The organism is Prodigiosinella confusarubida, assembly GCF_002847015.1.
Classification (GTDB): Bacteria; Pseudomonadota; Gammaproteobacteria; order Enterobacterales; family Enterobacteriaceae; genus Prodigiosinella; species Prodigiosinella aquatilis.
The window spans coordinates 2867689-2886632 of sequence record NZ_CP025085.1 but is presented as its reverse complement, the minus strand read 5'-3'; the positions used below and the strand labels follow the sequence as shown (position 1 = coordinate 2886632).

The 18944-nt window shown below is 54.3% G+C and carries 23 protein-coding genes and 5 pseudogenes; 10 read left to right on the top strand and 18 right to left on the bottom strand.

Going from position 1 to position 18944, the window contains the following annotated elements; all coding sequences use genetic code 11:
• Positions 1-63: 63 nt before the first annotated feature.
• Positions 64-789, bottom strand: a complete 726-nt coding sequence (locus CWC46_RS13030) for an ABC transporter ATP-binding protein (RefSeq protein ID WP_037381776.1) — start codon at positions 787-789, stop codon at positions 64-66.
• A gap of 292 nt (positions 790-1081) precedes the next feature.
• Here CWC46_RS13030 and CWC46_RS13025 point away from each other — a divergent pair, with 292 nt between their 5' ends.
• Positions 1082-2179, top strand: coding sequence for an NAD(P)/FAD-dependent oxidoreductase (locus CWC46_RS13025; RefSeq protein WP_021016140.1), 1098 nt, complete (start codon positions 1082-1084; stop codon positions 2177-2179).
• 87 nt (positions 2180-2266) lie between these two features.
• Here CWC46_RS13025 and yqfB read toward each other — a convergent pair whose 3' ends face one another.
• Positions 2267-2608, bottom strand: coding sequence for a N(4)-acetylcytidine aminohydrolase (yqfB, locus tag CWC46_RS13020; protein ID WP_416354403.1), 342 nt, complete (start codon positions 2606-2608; stop codon positions 2267-2269).
• Between the two features lie 234 nt (positions 2609-2842).
• Positions 2843-3046: pseudogene (locus CWC46_RS13015) on the bottom strand (site-specific tyrosine recombinase XerC); the annotation flags it as partial.
• On the opposite strand from CWC46_RS13015, the pseudogene CWC46_RS23550 reads away from it, so the two are divergent.
• A pseudogene (locus CWC46_RS23550) lies at positions 3026-3106 on the top strand (SymE family type I addiction module toxin); the annotation flags it as partial. The pseudogenes CWC46_RS13015 and CWC46_RS23550 sit on opposite strands and share 21 nt — an antisense overlap.
• A 9-nt stretch (positions 3107-3115) precedes the next feature.
• The gene (locus CWC46_RS23545) at positions 3116-3280 is read left to right on the top strand and encodes a type I toxin-antitoxin system SymE family toxin (protein WP_237160183.1); all 165 of its coding nucleotides are present in this window, start codon (positions 3116-3118) and stop codon (positions 3278-3280) included.
• 373 nt (positions 3281-3653) lie between these two features.
• Here CWC46_RS23545 and CWC46_RS13005 read toward each other — a convergent pair whose 3' ends face one another.
• From CWC46_RS13005 to CWC46_RS12995, 3 genes and pseudogenes are all read right to left on the bottom strand, one after another.
• Positions 3654-3977 carry a type II toxin-antitoxin system RelE/ParE family toxin gene (locus CWC46_RS13005; protein WP_021016143.1) on the bottom strand — a complete coding sequence of 108 codons (324 nt, stop codon included), beginning with the start codon at positions 3975-3977 and terminating at the stop codon, positions 3654-3656.
• The gene (locus CWC46_RS13000; RefSeq protein ID WP_021016144.1) at positions 3977-4237 is read right to left on the bottom strand and encodes a type II toxin-antitoxin system ParD family antitoxin; all 261 of its coding nucleotides are present in this window, start codon (positions 4235-4237) and stop codon (positions 3977-3979) included. Before CWC46_RS13000 ends, CWC46_RS13005 begins: the two co-directional genes overlap by 1 nt.
• Before the next feature lie 52 nt (positions 4238-4289).
• Positions 4290-4636: pseudogene (locus tag CWC46_RS12995) on the bottom strand (tyrosine-type recombinase/integrase); the annotation flags it as partial.
• Between CWC46_RS12995 and CWC46_RS12990 the strand changes: the two are divergent.
• On the top strand, positions 4535-4870 hold the full coding sequence (locus CWC46_RS12990; protein WP_416354402.1) for a SymE family type I addiction module toxin: 336 nt from the start codon (positions 4535-4537) through the stop codon (positions 4868-4870). The pseudogene CWC46_RS12995 and the gene CWC46_RS12990 overlap by 102 nt on opposite strands.
• A gap of 161 nt (positions 4871-5031) precedes the next feature.
• Complete coding sequence (locus CWC46_RS12985; protein ID WP_071790893.1) at positions 5032-5121, top strand: SymE family type I addiction module toxin; 90 nt, start codon at positions 5032-5034, stop codon at positions 5119-5121.
• 42 nt (positions 5122-5163) lie between these two features.
• On the opposite strand, the gene CWC46_RS12980 is transcribed toward CWC46_RS12985, so the two are convergent.
• The 5 genes and pseudogenes from CWC46_RS12980 to CWC46_RS23655 all read right to left on the bottom strand — a co-directional run.
• Positions 5164-5544 carry a CDI toxin immunity protein gene (locus tag CWC46_RS12980; protein WP_021016146.1) on the bottom strand — a complete coding sequence of 127 codons (381 nt, stop codon included), beginning with the start codon at positions 5542-5544 and terminating at the stop codon, positions 5164-5166.
• Between the two features lie 5 nt (positions 5545-5549).
• Positions 5550-5951: pseudogene (locus tag CWC46_RS23660) on the bottom strand (hypothetical protein); the annotation flags it as partial.
• Positions 5952-6353: 402 nt separating this feature from the next.
• Entirely contained in the window at positions 6354-6965 is a 612-nt protein-coding gene (locus tag CWC46_RS12970; protein ID WP_021016148.1) for a hypothetical protein, read from the bottom strand.
• Positions 6955-7545, bottom strand: a complete 591-nt coding sequence (locus tag CWC46_RS23760; protein WP_237160235.1) for an HNH/endonuclease VII fold putative polymorphic toxin — start codon at positions 7543-7545, stop codon at positions 6955-6957. The genes CWC46_RS12970 and CWC46_RS23760 overlap by 11 nt, the downstream gene beginning before the upstream one ends.
• A 99-nt stretch (positions 7546-7644) precedes the next feature.
• Positions 7645-9006 (bottom strand): annotated as a pseudogene (locus tag CWC46_RS23655) (VENN motif pre-toxin domain-containing protein); the annotation flags it as partial.
• Here CWC46_RS23655 and CWC46_RS23650 point away from each other — a divergent pair.
• On the top strand, positions 8929-9117 hold the full coding sequence (locus tag CWC46_RS23650; protein ID WP_416354401.1) for a SymE family type I addiction module toxin: 189 nt from the start codon (positions 8929-8931) through the stop codon (positions 9115-9117). The pseudogene CWC46_RS23655 and the gene CWC46_RS23650 overlap by 78 nt on opposite strands.
• A gap of 41 nt (positions 9118-9158) precedes the next feature.
• Here CWC46_RS23650 and CWC46_RS12950 read toward each other — a convergent pair whose 3' ends face one another.
• Positions 9159-9497, bottom strand: a complete 339-nt coding sequence (locus CWC46_RS12950; RefSeq protein WP_021016151.1) for a hypothetical protein — start codon at positions 9495-9497, stop codon at positions 9159-9161.
• Positions 9494-10288, bottom strand: coding sequence for a hypothetical protein (locus tag CWC46_RS23285; RefSeq protein ID WP_021016152.1), 795 nt, complete (start codon positions 10286-10288; stop codon positions 9494-9496). Before CWC46_RS23285 ends, CWC46_RS12950 begins: the two co-directional genes overlap by 4 nt.
• Before the next feature lie 380 nt (positions 10289-10668).
• On the opposite strand from CWC46_RS23285, the gene CWC46_RS23090 reads away from it, so the two are divergent.
• Complete coding sequence (locus tag CWC46_RS23090; RefSeq protein WP_210404728.1) at positions 10669-10923, top strand: hypothetical protein; 255 nt, start codon at positions 10669-10671, stop codon at positions 10921-10923.
• 156 nt (positions 10924-11079) lie between these two features.
• Here CWC46_RS23090 and xerC (CWC46_RS12935) read toward each other — a convergent pair whose 3' ends face one another.
• Together xerC (CWC46_RS12935) and CWC46_RS12930 are read right to left on the bottom strand one after the other, a co-directional pair.
• Complete coding sequence (gene xerC / locus CWC46_RS12935; RefSeq protein ID WP_021016153.1) at positions 11080-12174, bottom strand: site-specific tyrosine recombinase XerC; 1095 nt, start codon at positions 12172-12174, stop codon at positions 11080-11082.
• 1 nt (position 12175) lies between these two features.
• Positions 12176-15193, bottom strand: coding sequence for a CHC2 zinc finger domain-containing protein (locus CWC46_RS12930; protein ID WP_021016154.1), 3018 nt, complete (start codon positions 15191-15193; stop codon positions 12176-12178).
• A gap of 131 nt (positions 15194-15324) precedes the next feature.
• On the opposite strand from CWC46_RS12930, the gene CWC46_RS12925 reads away from it, so the two are divergent.
• Both CWC46_RS12925 and CWC46_RS12920 read left to right on the top strand, forming a co-directional pair.
• Positions 15325-15663, top strand: a complete 339-nt coding sequence (locus CWC46_RS12925; protein WP_051391521.1) for a helix-turn-helix domain-containing protein — start codon at positions 15325-15327, stop codon at positions 15661-15663.
• Positions 15664-15720: 57 nt separating this feature from the next.
• On the top strand, positions 15721-15945 hold the full coding sequence (locus CWC46_RS12920; RefSeq protein WP_021016156.1) for a SymE family type I addiction module toxin: 225 nt from the start codon (positions 15721-15723) through the stop codon (positions 15943-15945).
• 49 nt (positions 15946-15994) lie between these two features.
• Here CWC46_RS12920 and CWC46_RS12915 read toward each other — a convergent pair whose 3' ends face one another.
• Entirely contained in the window at positions 15995-16303 is a 309-nt protein-coding gene (locus CWC46_RS12915; protein WP_101377498.1) for a hypothetical protein, read from the bottom strand.
• Entirely contained in the window at positions 16303-17004 is a 702-nt protein-coding gene (locus CWC46_RS23280) for a hypothetical protein (RefSeq protein ID WP_237160182.1), read from the bottom strand. The genes CWC46_RS12915 and CWC46_RS23280 overlap by 1 nt, the downstream gene beginning before the upstream one ends.
• A gap of 434 nt (positions 17005-17438) precedes the next feature.
• Here CWC46_RS23280 and CWC46_RS23085 point away from each other — a divergent pair, with 434 nt between their 5' ends.
• Positions 17439-17693 carry a hypothetical protein gene (locus CWC46_RS23085; RefSeq protein WP_210404728.1) on the top strand — a complete coding sequence of 85 codons (255 nt, stop codon included), beginning with the start codon at positions 17439-17441 and terminating at the stop codon, positions 17691-17693.
• A gap of 156 nt (positions 17694-17849) precedes the next feature.
• On the opposite strand, the gene xerC (CWC46_RS12905) is transcribed toward CWC46_RS23085, so the two are convergent.
• Positions 17850-18944, bottom strand: a complete 1095-nt coding sequence (gene xerC / locus CWC46_RS12905) for a site-specific tyrosine recombinase XerC (protein ID WP_021016153.1) — start codon at positions 18942-18944, stop codon at positions 17850-17852.

Genomic DNA, 18944 nt, shown 5'->3' with positions numbered 1-18944 from the left:
TTGATAAAGGAAGGTTGACGAGTTTTGTTTTTAAATGTGCTCATTTAGTAGTTCCACTAAAGGTTATGCAACAAAAGGAGTGACTCGGGAAACAACGTCCAGCTGATCGATTCGTTCAATCGCGCCTTGATTCATATGGGCAATGCTGTGAGCTAAAGTTTGTGCTTCATGTGGGTCATGAGTGACATATACTGCGGTGGTGCCCAATTGCCGTAATAACGCCGCCATCTCTTCACAAAGACTTTCGCGCAGATTGCGATCAAGGTTGGATAACGGCTCATCGAAAAGTAGAATTTGAGGTTCGGCAATGATGGCGCGCGCCAAGGCCACGCGTTGTTGTTGACCCCCCGAAAGTTCTGCAGGTTGACGCTGAGAGAAGTCGGCCAGCCCCACGCGATCGAGAGCTTCCAATACACGCAACCGACGTGATTTGGCCGTGACGCCACGCATTCGCAACGGAAATGCCACATTTTGCGCCACCGTCATATGCGGCCATAGAGCATAGTCTTGAAAAACCATCCCCAGATCGCGTTTTTCAGGCGGCAGGCTGAAACGGCCATCGACGACTTTTTGTTCGCCAAAAAAAAGGCGACCAGCGCCAGGATGCAGCAGTCCGGCCAGCAGTTTTAACAGCGTGCTTTTACCGCAGCCGGAAGGACCAAGCAGCGCCATAATGGTGCCTTTGGGCACCTCAAGACAGATATTGTTCAATACAGGATTGGCGGAGAAATAATGGAAAACATTTTCTACGCGGATCGCAGCAGGGGGCGTGAAGCCGTTTTCACTCATTGTGCGACCAAAGCGAAGGGAATTCCGCGGTTAGATGCACGGGCGAGCGCCACCGGCCAAGGGGCTGGTTTAGTCATGGGTACTATCCTCTTTGGGATTTATTGTTAGCTGCGAGTCTAGTGATGGTTTATTGCACAAATATGACGATATCTGGGTAGCTGCTTAAAGGCATAAAAAAGTTGCACACTGCGGACTGATTGTCTACTTTATTGATTAATAAGACCATTTGTCTTTTTAGTCATGTTCGTTGCGGTACCTGGGCCGCGCAGATCCATCACTTTCTGGAGAGCTCATGAAAATCATCGTTATTGGCGCAGGCATGATTGGTGCTTCCCTTACCTGGGAACTGACACAGGCCGGTCTTTCCGTTACGTTGTTTGATGCTTCTGATGCCGGTAAAGGTACCAGCGCCAATTCCTTCGCCTGGATAAATTCCCATAACAAGCCGCCAGTTGCCTATCATCGACTCAATGCTTCGGGTATGCAGGCGCACCGAGAATTAGCCGAACGATTTGGGCATGCACCCTGGCTTAATCTGACCGGCTGCCTCGAATGGCGCGCGACCGATCAGCAGCAAGCGATGAAGGATAATCTGAATGAACTCCAGCAATTGAATTATCCCGCTGAATGGATCAGCGCCGCGCAATTAAAACAGTACGAACCGGATATGCGGCTTGATGGCGAACAAGGCATCATTGGTTGGTTTCCCTCTGAAGGCTGGGTTGATACTCAGCAATACATCCGGCTGCTTCTTCAGTCCAGCGCGAGCGTTGGGGCGAAAATAGTGACCGGCAGCAAAGTCGTTGAAGTGCTACATGAGAAGAACGTTGTTACGGGGGTTAAAACGGCTGACGGCCATATTCACTCTGCCGATATGACTATCAATGCCAGCGGTCGATGGTCAGATAAACCACCTTATATCAATACATTGGCAACAAAATTAGCACCTACCACCGGGATATTGATTAGCGTTCCTGCCGAATATGCGCCGGTGAAACACGTGTTGGCCACGCCGCTATTCCATTGCCGTCCTGATGGTAATGGCGCCACGTTGATTTGTCCCAATGAAGGCGTTTATGACATCGATGAAAGCACGCCAGCTACACGGGTAAACGAGCTGGCTCAGGATATTCTGCAAAAGGCCAGCCCGGTGTGGCCAAAACTTGCTTTGCTGAAACCCGAGCATTATCAGGCACGTATGGGTATCCGCGCTTTACCGATCGATGGCTATCCAATTGTTGGCCCGACGGAGGGAGTAACGGGATATTATACGGTAGTCACACACAGCGGGGTGACCCTGTCACCTTTACTGGCTCGACTGGTCACACAAGAAATAGTGGGACAAACGATGGAAGTGTTGTCACCTTACCGCCCACAACGTGCTTACTGAGGTAGTTTGCAAGCACCATAGAAAGCGCGTCTGAGGATATCAATGCTTGAATAGCCGCATTTGGCTTGGCTGCTATAAGTCCTGAGCTTAGCAACGTTCAAACTCAATCATATAAAGTTCGGTGATCCCGGGATAAATATCGGCGATCACCGCTTTCAATTCTGGCAAGGTCATGTTTTCTTGCCTGGCGTGCGATTCGTCCAGGCAGTCATAATTGATTGGCTTGACCGACTTTACCGTAATATCACAAAAAAATTGGTTATCTTCATAGCGAGCCACCCTGACCTTATCACCCGGTACATAATCTGCGTCGCTTTTATCGCGCAGGGTGATGGTTTTACGTCCTGCAATGATGTCGGCTTCAAAACGGCTATAGAAAGTAATGTTTTTCACGTAGCTATCTCTTGGTTGGCTGTGAATATTTTCCATTGTAAAGCGAATCTCGCGAAATAGTGCATAGTAGCAAGCGATACTCAGCAATGCGCATCCGGCAATCCGGCAAAAAAACCAAGTCTAGCCAAGACATATGTTGGCATGTTCGACGTCGTGGCTGAGCATCGTCACATCCTGCGTCTGCTGCGCCTGATTACGGACTGTCAGCGTACCGTCGCTGACCGCTGAAATCGGCTTTATTGCCGATATCGCTCCAGCCCAGCGTACCAGTATCCACCGGATATCCGCGCCGTTCTCCAGCATCTGTGTCGCCATTACATGCCGGAACAGGTGACAACTTCCCCATGGTGCTATTCCCGATGCCCTGATGTAATGCCCGACAGTGTTGGTGATACCGTTCGGCGTCAGACCCGCTACCACGTCCAGTGCCACGAACAGCGCCTTGATGTCGGGATTGGCCAGCAGCTGCGGCCTGAACGCGCCCGGTTTCAGGCTATCAGTCTCAAGGGGAAGTGGCTCACCGAGGCCGGATTTACCGACGGGATGCCGTTAAAAATACGCATCATGCCCGGCTGCATGGTCATCACCGCCCAGAACACCCGCGAGCTGTGGCACTGTCTGGAAGGCCTCAGCATTGAACCCTTTGACCCCGACGTCGCCGCCAACTGGCTCACCCATTACCCCGGCGGCCTGAAGTTCGCCGAGTAATCACACCCTCACCCCCGGCCATACCGGGGGTGTTTGTTTTAGCGCGGGGTGTCGGGGCATGGCCCTGACCGGATGGTTTTGGGGACCACGGCCAGCGGGCTGTGGCCACAAAACATTTCCTGTCCCTCAGTTGGGTCTGATTGACGGTTCACGTTCGGACGTTGGCCGCTTAAGAGACAAGTCGAACCACCTTCACTCTGCGGAACAATGAGAATCCGCGCTGCCACGACCAATGTTATTCGGTTGCAGCGGCGGGAGGTGGACGGATTTAAGTCGTAGAAGCAAAAATCCCGCCACTGAGGGCGGGATTTTTTTGTCTATAGAAAACCCCCAGCTAGGCTGGGGGTTCCGTAACACAATTGCACCGCTAACTTTACGGGTTTTCCGGCAGCTCTGCTGCTCCGTCCGGCTCTGCGAACAGCGTGGTAATATCCCGTGAGCCATGCAGCAGCCTTTCTACACGCACTTCTGTATCAAGCACTCTGAACACGATAAGATAGCGTCCGTAAGCACAGCTTCTGACGCACTGCCCCAGCTCCGGCCTTTCTCTGTAGATGACCGGTGTCTCTGCTATCAGCAGGCATTGCTGGTACAACTCTTCCGTGAAGCTCACTGCCCGTACCGGATTATCCTGCGCGATATAGTCACCGATGGCTTCCATATCCTGCTCTGCCAAAGGCGATATACCCAATTTCATTACGCTTTACCGCCTTCGACCTGACGCCGGTATTTCTGCGACAGGCGGCCGAACACCTCCTCCGCGTTTTTGCTTTCACCGCTGTTTATCCCTGCGCTGACCGCTTTTTGTAGCGATTCCAGTTTCATCTGCTGCTCCCGTTCTTCCAGTGCTCTGAGTCCTGCACGGATCACCTCACTGGTGTTGTTATACCGTCCGCTTTCTATCTGTTCACGGATGAACGCTTCGAAGTAAGGGCTGAGTGCTATGCTGGTTGGCATGGTCATTTCTCCATCAGGATTACTATCAGTTATTAACTGTTAGTATACTGCTTCATTCTCCTTCGGCAACGTCCGGCCTGTTTTCTGTCCGCTGTTCCGCCGGGTGCGTACTCGCATGCACCGCCGATAACGCCCTGATCGAGACTTGCGTGTAAAGTTCGTGGATTCGATACTCGCATGGCCCAGCATCGCCTGTATCCACCGGATATCCGCGCCGTTCTCCAGCATCTGTGTCGCCATTACATGCCGGAACAGGTGACAACTTCCCCATGGTGCTATTCCCGACGCCCTGATGTAATGCCCGACAGTGTTGGTGATACCGTTCGGCGTCAGACCCGCTACCACGTCCAGTGCCACGAACAGCGCCTTGATGTCGGGATTGGCCAGCAGCTGCGGCCTGAACGCGCCCGGTTTCAGGCTATCAGTCTCAAGGGGAAGTGGCTCACCGAGGCCGGATTTACCGACGGGATGCCGTTAAAAATACGCATCATGCCCGGCTGCATGGTCATCACCGCCCAGAACACCCGCGAGCTGTGGCACTGTCTGGAAGGCCTCAGCATTGAACCCTTTGACCCGGACGCCGCCGCCAACTGGCTCAACCATTACCCCGGTGGACTGCGGTTCACCGAGTGACCGACGTCCCCCCGGCCATACCGGGGGTTTTTGTTTTAGCGCGGGGTGTCGGGGCATGGCCCTGACCGGGTGGTTTTGGGGCACGGCCAGCGTGGCTGTGGCTACAAAACATTTCCTGTCCCTCAGTTGGGTCTGATTAACGGTTCACGTTTGGACGTTGGCTGGAAGATCTCGGCTTTAACACCGACCAGCCGATGATTATTACCGTGGAGAAAGACAGATTGGTGATTGAGGCTGAGATTAGATTTTGAACGGTAAAATCGGCGATCCCGGCGCGGGGCCGGGATCGTTTTTTATAGCTTGGCCTTTATACCTAAGCGAATCATTTCAGTTGGGAACAAAGGTTGTAATATTACTTCATCATTAAAAATAAATAATTTTGGCGACAAGGCTGTAACATCATAAACATTCTCAGCAATCAAGTTTAATTTCGTTCTAAAGATAGGAATGCTAGTATCATCTGCAAAAACGAATACATCACTTTTTTTTATAAGGTTCTCACTTAACAGATCATCAATGCTTTCATAATCTGAAGACTTCATTTCTGACCAAACAACTCCTCCACTTGAAAATGGATATTCATTTAAAATATCCATAGCATCCTTCAGAGATTGTCCATCAAGCACACTAAAATCGGCGCTAAGTGCTTCTTTACACTCTTCAAATAAAGTCATTTACTTTACCTGTTTAGCTGTTTCAATATCGTTTCAAAAGATTTTTCATTACCCTCAAATGGTATTACCTGCTTTATTGCTTTTCCCGGTCCTTTACCTTGAGAGTAATCCCATGTATTGATATGAGTACCTTTTTCAGGATCATAATCGACACGCCAACCTACCTTACCATCGCTGGATTGCCGCCCAATAACTTTCCCATTTCCAGCACTTACTTCCAACCGTCCAATCACAGGTTTAGAATCAGCACTTAGGTTACCGACAATATCCAATGCTTTATTTCGGGCGCTCTCCCAGTTTTTCTCAGGGGAAAGTGTTTGTTCAATTCGATTTCCTGGTTGTGTGCCAGGTTTAATTTTCCCAATCCCCGCCGCAATACCCGCCGCACTGGTTCCTGCCACCTGTGCCAGTGAGTTGATCGCAAGCTGTTTCGCTTCAGACGAATCATCTGACATTAGCGCATTGTGGATCGCCGCGTTTCTGTCTGCTTCAAGCTGGATAGACGTCACCTGAAGAATAGACAATTCGTTCTGTTCTTCCGGGCTTAAACCACCATTAGCACGCGCTTTCTCCAGCAACTCATTGGTACGGTTGGCATAATCAGCCTGTAACTGTCCAACTTCATTAGCTTTGTTAACACAGTCCTGAGCGCCTTTACATCCCACAACGCTTTCATGCTGTTCGGCATTGATTTTCTTATACTTATCAATAACAGCATTTTCGCAGGCAACACCGCCCTGGCACTGAGTCATTTCCTGACTACGAGATTTGTTTTCCGGCACGCTCAGCGAGTTATTCTCAACAATGAATTACATGATTTTTCTCAAAGCATATTTACTACCTAAAGCAACAACCTCTGAGTCTTTTTCATCAAAACGACCCAAGAGAAAAAAAATGGTCCCATCATTGAGTAAAATATTATGTAACCACTGTGTAAGACGATCCGCTTGAGAGTTATTATTAATGTCAATGTCTGGCGATAAATTTGAAAAAAACAATTTTTCTTCCACGTTTATTAATTTTTGTATCTCACCACCCCCTGTATTAAAAATATATCCAAACCCAGTTAACACAAGTCCTTTAACTCCATTATCAATAAAGGATCTTTTATCGAAAATATTATCTAAATTCACACCTGAATGCTCAATCAAACCCCAAGTTTTTTTATAGTTAACTATTGCAGTATCAGGCTGTTCTGGCACTAGTTTCACCATTACATGAATACCATCACTATTATTACCAGTGGTGGCAGTATATATATCCTTCAACAATTGCTCACCATATTCTCTCCGTGAACACCCCGGCAGCTCCCAGCTTACAGCTGAAATACCATCCAATGAAAAAAGTAACCCATTGAAATTAGCAATATCATTTTTGACATTTAAATTTTCAGCATATCGTTTAATATAATTAATAGTCATAGTGATTACCTTGCTCATCATTAAAGTGTGCGCCACGGTTTTGGCTGGAATCATCCCCATAGAAATGTCCACCGGCATCATCACGAATATATACTTTTTGAGTTCCGCCACCAGGCTTCGGTACTTCAAACTCATATATATAGCCGGGTTGAACATTGTCGCGTCTGTCAACGTTTGGAGATACTCTGCTCGGGCTTTGGCTAACAGGGATGCCAGATTGTCTTTTAGCCTCATTGAATGCCCCTGCTCTTGCTGAGCCTTCAGGCGATAAGTTTGCAGGTTTATCTCCTATAGCCAGATAAGCCAAATCATCCTTATTTGGCCCATCCGGGATAAGCGTCGTGGTGGTATTTCCGGCGGTAGCTGGCGCGCCCTCCGTATTACCGGTATCGCTGGCACCATTTTCCCCTGACTGGTCCGGTGTCGTCAGCGTGGTGGCCGTGTTCTCTGTCGGGGCCGGGTTTTCCAGCTTGCCACCGGTCGGGTCTTTATCCGCTATCGGTAATTCGGTATGTCCCGGCCCACGGGTGCCATCACGTACCGCACACTGCTCACGGGTGCCTTCACAACTGCCACCCATATCCTCGTCATCACCGTTCCCACCGCCCTGACGAACGCCTTGTCCCACCGCTCCCGCCATCGCAGCCGCTTCCCCCCCAACAACCACCGGTATGGGTGGCGCGAAGAAGTTATTCTCCACCGCATTACGACCCGCCTGGGCACCGCTGGCCGCGCCGGTAGTATCTCCCGTTACCAGCCCGGAGGCCAGCCCCGAGGCCACTGTCGCCAGCGCGCTTACCTACTGTTTCTCCGCTTCCGTCAGGTCTTTCGTTTCCTTGCCCGGATACAGATACGCCATGATGCTTCGCGCCGCCAGCTCGCCACCAGCGGCACCCACTGCACCGCCGGCTACATTCTGACCGGAAAGCTCGGCTACCACCGCACCCACCACCGCGTGGCCCATCGCGTTCGCCGCGATATCCGATGCCGTCGCTTTGCTGCCATCCTGCGGCATCGTGGCCGCTTTCACCAGTTGCGCCAGATACGGCGCCGACGCCCCCGCCAGCGCTTTCTGGATATCACCGCCCGCCAGCGCCGTCAGCGCCGCCGTTGCTGCCTGAGCCGCCCGCTGGAAATCGCCCCCCGTACCATAATCCTTCATCGCCGCCTTATAGGCCGGGGTCTCCGTCAGCGCCTTTTTGTAATCTTCCCACGCTTTTTCCGGTGCATCCTCCGCCGGGCGGTTGACTTTCGACTCGCCACTCGCTTCCGCCGCTTTCTCCGCCTTGATGGCGCCCTGCGTCCGAACGATGTCGATGGCTTGCCCGCCAATTTCCCCTATCAGTTGCGCCGTTTGCAGCCGTTTTTGTTCCTTCTCCTTGTCGAAGATGGGGCTCAGCGCGTTGTTGGCATGTTCGACGTCGTGGCTGAGCATCGTCACATCCTGCGTCTGCTGCGCCTGATTACGGACTGTCAGCGTACCGTCGCTGACCGCTGCATAGGTGCTGCTGCTGGCGTTGCCGCCACTGCCCATCGCCATCAGCGCCGACGGCGCCGTCAACGCCGCCGATTTCAGCATATCCGTGCCGCTCAGCGACGGGCTGGCACTGAGTCCGATACCCGTATGTGATACCGAGAACTCGGCTTTATTGCCGATATCGCTCCAGCCCAGCGTGCCGGTATCCAGCCGGTTTTTGTCTGCACTGGCCGTCGAGCCAATCACCGCCCCGTCTAACTGCGTGTGGTTGCCGACATCAATGTCATAGCCGCCACTGCCCGCAAATAACCCGCTCTGTTGCTGCACGCTGTCGAAATTGCTGTGCATCTTGTCCTGGCTCACACTCAGGTAACCACTACCGGTCATTGAGCCGAAGGTAAAGCTACCGCCTGCCGCGACAGTAGTCTGCTTCGAGTCGTATTGATTACTGTCCTGCTGACTTTGCACTAACAGGTCGCCGCCGACATTGGCGCTGACCTGCTCACCACTGACCTGCGCACCAATCAGGTTGGTGTCTCCACCGCTGGTCAGGCCGACGCGCTGCCACTCACCCTCAAGGGCCGCTGGCTGGAAGATCTCGGCTTTAACACCGGACAGTCGGTTATTGTCACCATTGAACACGGTCAACTGTTGATACGTATTGTGGCTGAATGACCGACAAAAAATCCCGGCCTTTTTAGGGGCCGGGATTTTCGTTATTTCTTAGAGTGATTATAATGTTCGGGTATTTGATAACCATCAGGGATCGCTGGCCATGAGTCAGATTTATTTATCAATACCACATCATCAATAATATCTTGATAGATATTTGATAAATTCAGCGAAGCTATTCTCACTCTTGTTAATGCACATTGGATTGCTATTTTGTCATCTTCCTCTACTGTCTTACCCAACAACTCTACTGCTAATTTAAAGTCACTAATGTAACGTTCATAGTTTTCTGCAACATCTGATATATTCAGATCTGACTGGTTATTCTTATTAATAAGAGCACTAGTAAGATCATGTTCAAGTTTTTTAATACTATCAATCACTTGAATTTTCTCCCTTCAGCAGCTTTAGTTTTAGCCTCGTTGAGCGATCCATCCAAATTCAATACAGCCCTGAAGTTACCTCGTTTATCGAAGACTTCAAGATGGTCCTTATGTTGGCCGTCTAAATAAAACTGGTCGCCCTTCTTGATATATTCACCAACATCATCAGTCGCTTTATAAACGCTTTGCCCCTGATATTGTTGAGATGATTTTTGTACGGAGTTTTTTATTTCACTACCAAAACCAGGCTGTCTAAGCAGTTCATTCATATTGCCAACGGCTCCTTGATTAGGCTGGTATTTCCCTTTCCCAATCCCGGCAGCAATACCCGCCGCACTGGTTCCTGCCACCTGTGCCAGTGAGTTGATCGCAAGCTGTTTCGCTTCAGACGAATCATCTGACATTAGCGCATTGTGGATCGCCGCGTTTCTGTCTGCTTCAAGCTGGATAGACGTCACCTGAAGAATAGACAATTCGTTCTGTTCTTCCGGGCTTAAACCACCATTAGCACGCGCTTTCTCCAGCAACTCATTGGTACGGTTGGCATAATCAGCCTGTAACTGTCCAACTTCATTAGCTTTGTTAACACAGTCCTGAGCGCCTTTACATCCCACAACGCTTTCATGCTGTTCGGCATTGATTTTCTTATACTTATCAATAACAGCATTTTCGCAGGCAACACCGCCCTGGCACTGAGTCATTTCCTGAGCGCGAGCTTTGTTGTCCGACACACTCAGCGCGTTATTCTCCACAACAACTTCATCCGTTGCGAAGTCAGCCGACGAACCCACTTTTTCCCTGTGCTGTCAGCCAGTTACAACCGGTTTTTCCTGATGCATTTCGATGCCCAGACGGCGAAGCCCCGATACGCGGTTTTGGCCCCCGACACGCTACCGCCCCGCCATGACTTTTCAGACTGCAACCGCCACATCATAGCAGCGGCGTCAGCCGCTGCCATTACCCGTTTTGCCGTTCGTCCTTATCGCGGCGCGAGACGTTCCGCAGCTTGCCTGTGGGACGGCGAAGCGTCTGCCGGGTGCGGGCTGGCGAAGCCCGCAGGTAGATGCCTTAGCAGGGAGGCCCCCGGCGGGGGCGAGGTAACGCCCTTCAGCAGAGGCCGAAGGCCGACAACCCCTTTTCTGTTGATGTTGACCTTGATGTTGCCTGAAGGATGACGCCGGAGCCTGCGCCGCCAGGGACGGCGGCCACACCGTGGAAGCCAAGGAAGGAACGCGATGCTGATAGCAGAGCGAGCCTGCGAGCTGTGCGCCACACCGCACCACAGAGCCCAACCCCGGCGGCCAGCCGCTCACCGTTGTGGAGGAAGACCGCAACGCGCCCATTACCCAACCGACGCCGACATAATGTTCGTTACGCGTGGGCCGCGTTCAGCGGCTTTCGCGTAATGCCACATTATGTTGAATGACGACTGGCCAGCAACGTTAATGACAGAGAGTGACTGAGGTAAGTGCTGGCCGGGCGACATTTACCGCCGGAGCACCTTAGCCGCATAAGGCAAGCGCTGCGCCACGGACGGCGCGGCGTTTGCCCTCCACCGTCCTGCGGCCATGAAGAGAGTGAGCTACTTTTTCGCGCTGTCCGGCGGCACGGGCATGTTGTCCTCCTCCTCGTCCGCCGTCAGGTCGGCCAGCAGTCCGGTCTCGTCACTGTCCTCTCGCTCCGCCGGATGCGTACTCGCATGGACTGCGGATAACGCTTTGATGGAGACTTGCGTATAGACTTGTGTGCTCTCCACGCTCGCATGGCCCAGCATCGCCTGTATCCACCGCAGGTCTGCACCGTTCTCCAGCATCTGTGTCGCCATCGCATGCCGGAACAGGTGGCAACTTCCCCATCGTGCTATCCCCGATGCCCTGATGTAACGGCTTACCGTGTTCGTGATGCCGTTCGCGGTCAGCCCCGCTACCCCGTCCAGCGCCACGAACAGCGCCGTGATGTCCGGGTTGACCAGCAGTTGCGGCCTCACCTGCTGCTGGTAATAGCCCAGCCAGCGCAGCGCCCGGTTTCCTATCGGGATAACCCGGTCTTTTCTCCCTTTTCCCTGCCTTACCGTCACCGTTCGCCGGCTCGCATCCACGCTGTAGACGTCCAGCGTTGCCACTTCACCTCTGCGCAGCCCCGTTGACCACAGCAGCTCCATCAGCGCCCGGTCACGCACACCCTGAAGCGTCGTCAGATCGGGCAACGCCAGCACCTGCTCCACGTCTTCCACGCTGAGTATCGTGCGCGGCAACCGCTTTTCCAGCTTCGGTAACTCAAGGTCTGCCGCCGGGTTCGCCAGCAGCAGATGCTGTTTCGTCAGCCAACGGAACCATGCCTGCAACGGTTGTAACGCCGTCCGCTGGGTTCGGGTGCTCAGCGGCTCGCCGTTGCTTTTGCGGTACTGGTACAGGTGGCGCTGGTAACGTTCAAGGACTGGCCGAGTCACGTCGCGGGCGTAATGCACCCCGCGCTCCGTTGCCCACAGGATAAAGCGGTACTGGTGATGCGTCTGCACCTTCAGCGTCGCTTCCGACCCGTTACGCTCCCGTCGCCATACCACGAACCGCAGCAGCAGCGCGTACAGGCTTTTCGGGTCGCTGGCCGGGCCGACGGGCTGACGATAGACCTCATCGACCGTCAGCAGCGCATCCGCACGCGGTTTACGGTTGGCCATGCTACGCCTCCTTGTTTACATTCGGGGCGATGGCAGCAGCACGTTTTCTTTTTCCTCTTATTGCTGCGTTTTCAGCAACCCCGACTGCTTCACTCGCTAAGCCTTGCTGACTCTGGCCTGACATTACTTTTTCACTGTCCGACTGACTACCGACCACACCCCGACCGGAGACCGACTGAGCCGCTTCCAGACCCGACCGGGTATCGCTGCCCTCACCTGCCGGAACCGCTTCCGACACGTCCAGCAGCCCGCACAGGTGCGCCCCGCCGCCCTCTTCCCCGTCCCACAGCAGCCCGTATTCATACGTCAGCCCGCGCCGGAACAGCAGCAGGTACTCCATTTCCAACAGCCGTGACAGGTGGATTTTCAACTGCGTATCGCCCCAGCCCAGTACCGCCCGGATGTCCCGCCGCGTGAACCTGACCTCCTCCGCTTTCAGCGCCTGTCCCTGTGCCGTCTCCTGTACCCAGCCCTTCAGCCACACCAGTAACTTTCTGGTTTGTGGCGGCATCTCGTCCAGCGTCCGGCCCAGCACCTCATGCGCCAGCCGGTTGGCTAACACGATATCGCTTTGCGCCACCTCGATATACTCGATAACCGCGCCCCGGTGTTCGACCCGCTTCACCGCCCGCTGGTACTGGTGCAACAGCGCGATACTCTGTATCAGCGTCAGGTATTTCATATGGTCGCGTCGGGTGCGGGTTTTATCGCTCAGGAACGTCAGCCGGTCGGCATACGGATTCACCACCTTCAGTGGCCGCAGCAGCCGTTGTGCATTCTGGTGCAGCCGGGTCAGATACTGTTTTTCTGAGAACTGAAGCAGCCCGGCCAGCGTCTGACCGTGACGCTGCATCGCATGTATCGCCTGTGTCTGCTCTCTGGACTCGTTCACCGTCAGTACCAGACAGCGATTTAACAGTTCTTCGTCCACATCGATGGCCGTGGTGGTCAGCATCAGCATCACCGGCCCCTGCACCTTGTATTCCCGTGTCACCAGTTCGCCGCTCTGCTCGTTCTTCCCGGTTGACGCTATCTTCAGTTCCCCGTCCGACTGCAACAGCTTCAGCGCATACGCCGCCTGTCTGACCCCTTCTTCTTCCGCTATCGCCAGTATCTTGTGCTGTAACGAGGTTTCGCCAAGGTAATACAGGCTCTGACCGGTCATCGCCGAGTACTGGATTCGCTCCTCTTCCGGCATCAGCCCCAGCACCGCGTCCATCAGTGACGACTTGCCTGCCGCCGAGCTACTTTGTATCAGCACGGCCAGCGGTTTATCCAGCTTGCGCGACGTCGCCGCCAGATACCCCATCAGCAGATTGGTCGATTCCCCCACCACGCCACAGGACGCGAGGTCGTCCACGATACGTTCAGCCAGGTCGGGGGCGTTGAGTAACTCAAGCGCTGCCGCTTCGTCTTCACCACTCACCGTAATGGCAACGGGTTCCGCATTCTCTGTACCCCGCCGCTGCTCGTCCTGCTTCTGCTCCAGCATCAGCAGCACCCGCCCGCACTCGCGCTTGATGACCGACACCTCACAGCCCAGTTCACCCGCTGCCGCGCTGATATAGCCCTGACGATGACGCGAACTGTACATGTCCAGACTGTCCACATGGAACGCGCCAGTTGACTCATCCCGCACCTGCACGTTCACTTTCATCACTTCAGCCACGCTGTTCTTCTGCCAGCCCCGCACCCGCCACACCCGTGGTCCGGCGCGTAACAGCAGCTCACCTGCATCCGTCTGTTCGCATGGCACCACATCAACCGCAGGTGCAGAGGCGGTTAAAGAAGAAGCTCCACCGTCCACTTCAGATACTGGCGTTTCATGCGAGAACACCACACCCGGTCCGATTCCCTTGCCCATCCATTGTGCCTGCTCCAGCGCCAGCCCTAACGCCGCTTCAGGATTACCGCTTTTCAGCGCATAGGCATTCGCATCCAGCCCTTGCGGGAACTGCACCCGCCACGCCTCGATACCGCTTTCCAGCAAGTCACCGGCCACAGCTTCCGCACCCCGGTCGCCCGCCTCATCCCGGTCATACGCTATCAGCACCCGCTTCACGCCGTGGTACTGCAACGCCGCCAGATGCTCAGCGGTAAAACCGTTCGCCCCGTAAGCGGTGGTCACGTTGCGGAACCCCGCGCACCAGAAGGTCATGGCATCGATTAACGCTTCACACAGGATGACCTCTGACGACGCCTTCAACGCTTCCTCATTCCACACCCCGCTTAACGGTGACGGCAGATACAGATGCTTCGCCGCGCCTTTTTTCACCGCGTAGTCCGCCGTGGTTCGGCGACCGTATAACTGCAACACCCGACCCCGCTGCGCCACAGTCGCCGACTCCGCCCAGCCGATAACCGGCATCACCACGCAGCCCCGGAAGTGGTCTTGTCGTGTGGTTTGACGAAGCACCCCCAGTCCGGCCAGCCGCTCACGCAGCCGTTTTCCCTCACCGCTCGCACTGGAGGGCAACACTCCCGCACTGCCGCCGATACCGTGATGCCCCGCGAACCCTATGCGGAAGTGGCTCACCAGTTCGGGATGGTTCAGCCCGCGACTGACCAGCCACTGTTGTGCCTCCGGGTTGTTCAGCAGATTCTGGTGATAGAAGTCGATAACCTGATGCAGCAACGCCTGACCGTCATCATCCAGATCGGACAACGGCGTACGCACCAACGGCGGCGAAGCCGGTGAAGCCAGTGAAGGGACGGCGGCTAAAGAAGAAGCCGAACCGGCCAGTTCACGCAGCCGCACCAGAGTCTGCGGATAGGTCAGTTTCTCGGTGTGTTGCAGCCAGTCCAGCACCGACCCCGATGCGCCGCAGCCGAAGCAGTGATACAGGTTCTTTGACGGCGTGATGACGCAGGACGGGGTTTTCTCCCGGTGGAACGGACACAGGCACACCACGCTGTCGTCACCCTGCTTTTTCAACCGATGACCCTGATTCTGTGCCACAGTCAGCAGCGACACCTCACGCTTGAGTCGCGTCAGCTCTGCCGGTGTCATTCGTCCCATTCCGCTGCTCCTGTAAAAACCTGTCAATAACCGTTTAATGTTTTTATTAAATACCTTATACTGTGTATATGTCAAACAGTATTAGAGGGGCAGGTTACAGTATGGCTACGTCAACTTTGTGGTTCTTACCGATGAACTTTCCTACCCGACTGATACAACTGCGCAAAGCCGCAGACCTGACTCAACAGGCATTGGCCGACAGCGCGTCCATTCATGTGAACCAGATACGCCGCTATGAAGCGGGGTCGGCTCAACCCACCTTAGACGCCCTCATCAGGCTGGCTAAAGTGTTGCATGTCTCGCTGGATGGACTGGTGTTTGATGACCACGAGCGTGGCCCGTCTGATGATTTGGCGTTGCAGTTTGAGGCCGTCAGCGGGATGCCCGAAGAAGAGCGCCGTATTATCAAGGCGTTACTGGATGGGATGATACTGAAGTACCAGGCTAAACAGATTACTGAGCGCGGTTAGAACAGGCGGCAACCTGTCCCAACCGCTCACCACAAGCAACTATATGAGGTAGTTACTATGGCTGGACGCGATTCTAAGTCAGAACCCCGCGTAACTGAAGTAAAAGAACCCCAGCGGCATTACACCGTCGGCTACGCCCCCAATGGCATGAAGGGCAACCCGCCGCCACAACTCACGCTGAAGGGCCGATGGCTGGAAGACCTCGGCTTTAACACCGGCCAGCCGGTTATCGTCACCGTCGAGCGCGGGCGGCTGGTGATTGAGGCGGAACTGAGAGTCTGACAAGCCGGTAAAAAGACGATCCCGGCGTGAAGGCCGGGATCACTGGCGGTTAAAAATAGTCTGGATCTATCCGGCCTTCTACTTTCAAGATCTCAAGGAACCGTTTGTAAGCAGCTTCATCATATTCAAGTAAATCATCAAGAAGCTTTTCGGCTATCAATGGTTTGTAAAAAATCCCATCGTCAAAGAAGATAAAATCACCAGACATCACAGGATCAATGATTTTCACATTACTGGCTTTATAAGCAAGCAGTCCGTTATAACCTTTTGACAATCCATAAAAATAAGTTTCTCCACGGCTCCAGTAAACTGCATAAACCTCAATAATCTTTTCAGATCTATCATTTTTTATTTTCATTACTTGCCCTTTAACGATGGACCCGGTTGCAATGGATTAGCCTGTGGTGTCACCATTTTCATATCGTAAGCCTTACCGGTATATGAATTATATTGATAATGTATTGTGATATTAGAACCATCAGGTAATTCATGAGTAACCTGCATTTTCTGGAATCCCGCAGATGTTGGGAAACGAGAATCCTTATTCATTCCTCTGAGCGGTTCGCCAGCCGATGGATTAGCCTTAACTCCATTCCACAACACTTTTTCATTCAGATCGCGCGGGAACGGATTCTGTATCCCTTTAGCCGTCGTGATAGTCTCAGCACTCCTGATTAGTTGCTGCTGCTCCCTTGTCAGATGCGATATAGGATTATTTGCTGCAGGCTTCTCAACCGTTAATCCAAATATCACACCCGCCAGTACCGCCTTACTCAGATTATTTTTGTGCAGCTCCGTGTCATTTGCCACTGGCTCCAGTTCAGAGATCGAATAAGCAACCAGTCCCTGACACTGTGCATTGCAGTCCGGTGAAACAGCCAGCGCTTTCAGTTTCTCAAGCTCAGCTTTCTGCTCGTTCACCGGAATACCGGTTGCCAGCGCCTTCGCCTGCTGCTCAACATCCAGCTTTTTCAGGTCGGCCAGAAGCTGTTCTCTCTCCGCATCTGTCTTGGCATTCGCGTACTTTTCGGTGAAGGTGGTGATGTCCTTATCACTCAAAAAGTTATTCTCCACAACAACTTCATCCGTTGCGAAGTCAGCCGACGAACCCACTTTTTCCCTGTGCTGTCAGCCAGTTACAACCGGTTTTTCCTGATGCATTTCGATGCCCAGACGGCGAAGCCCCGATACGCGGTTTTGGCCCCCGACACGCTACCGCCCCGCCATGACTTTTCAGACTGCAACCGCCACATCATAGCAGCGGCGTCAGCCGCTGCCATTACCCGTTTTGCCGTTCGTCCTTATCGCGGCGCGAGACGTTCCGCAGCTTGCCTGTGGGACGGCGAAGCGTCTGCCGGGTGCGGGCTGGCGAAGCCCGCAGGTAGATGCCTTAGCAGGGAGGCCCCCGGCGGGGGCGAGGTAACGCCCTTCAGCAGAGGCCGAAGGCCGACAACCCCTTTTCTGTTGATGTTGACCTTGATGTTGCCTGAAGGATGACGCCGGAGCCTGCGCCGCCAGGGACGGCGGCCACACCGTGGAAGCCAAGGAAGGAACGCGATGCTGATAGCAGAGCGAGCCTGCGAGCTGTGCGCCACACCGCACCACAGAGCCCAACCCCGGCGGCCAGCCGCTCACCGTTGTGGAGGAAGACCGCAACGCGCCCATTACCCAACCGACGCCGACATAATGTTCGTTACGCGTGGGCCGCGTTCAGCGGCTTTCGCGTAATGCCACATTATGTTGAATGACGACTGGCCAGCAACGTTAATGACAGAGAGTGACTGAGGTAAGTGCTGGCCGGGCGACATTTACCGCCGGAGCACCTTAGCCGCATAAGGCAAGCGCTGCGCCACGGACGGCGCGGCGTTTGCCCTCCACCGTCCTGCGGCCATGAAGAGAGTGAGCTACTTTTTCGCGCTGTCCGGCGGCACGGGCATGTTGTCCTCCTCCTCGTCCGCCGTCAGGTCGGCCAGCAGTCCGGTCTCGTCACTGTCCTCTCGCTCCGCCGGATGCGTACTCGCATGGACTGCGGATAACGCTTTGATGGAGACTTGCGTATAGACTTGTGTGCTCTCCACGCTCGCATGGCCCAGCATCGCCTGTATCCACCGCAGGTCTGCACCGTTCTCCAGCATCTGTGTCGCCATCGCATGCCGGAACAGGTGGCAACTTCCCCATCGTGCTATCCCCGATGCCCTGATGTAACGGCTTACCGTGTTCGTGATGCCGTTCGCGGTCAGCCCCGCTACCCCGTCCAGCGCCACGAACAGCGCCGTGATGTCCGGGTTGACCAGCAGTTGCGGCCTCACCTGCTGCTGGTAATAGCCCAGCCAGCGCAGCGCCCGGTTTCCTATCGGGATAACCCGGTCTTTTCTCCCTTTTCCCTGCCTTACCGTCACCGTTCGCCGGCTCGCATCCACGCTGTAGACGTCCAGCGTTGCCACTTCACCTCTGCGCAGCCCCGTTGACCACAGCAGCTCCATCAGCGCCCGGTCACGCACACCCTGAAGCGTCGTCAGATCGGGCAACGCCAGCACCTGCTCCACGTCTTCCACGCTGAGTATCGTGCGCGGCAACCGCTTTTCCAGCTTCGGTAACTCAAGGTCTGCCGCCGGGTTCGCCAGCAGCAGATGCTGTTTCGTCAGCCAACGGAACCATGCCTGCAACGGTTGTAACGCCGTCCGCTGGGTTCGGGTGCTCAGCGGCTCGCCGTTGCTTTTGCGGTACTGGTACAGGTGGCGCTGGTAACGTTCAAGGACTGGCCGAGTCACGTCGCGGGCGTAATGCACCCCGCGCTCCGTTGCCCACAGGATAAAGCGGTACTGGTGATGCGTCTGCACCTTCAGCGTCGCTTCCGACCCGTTACGCTCCCGTCGCCATACCACGAACCGCAGCAGCAGCGCGTACAGGCTTTTCGGGTCGCTGGCCGGGCCGACGGGCTGACGATAGACCTCATCGACCGTCAGCAGCGCATCCGCACGCGGTTTACGGTTGGCCAT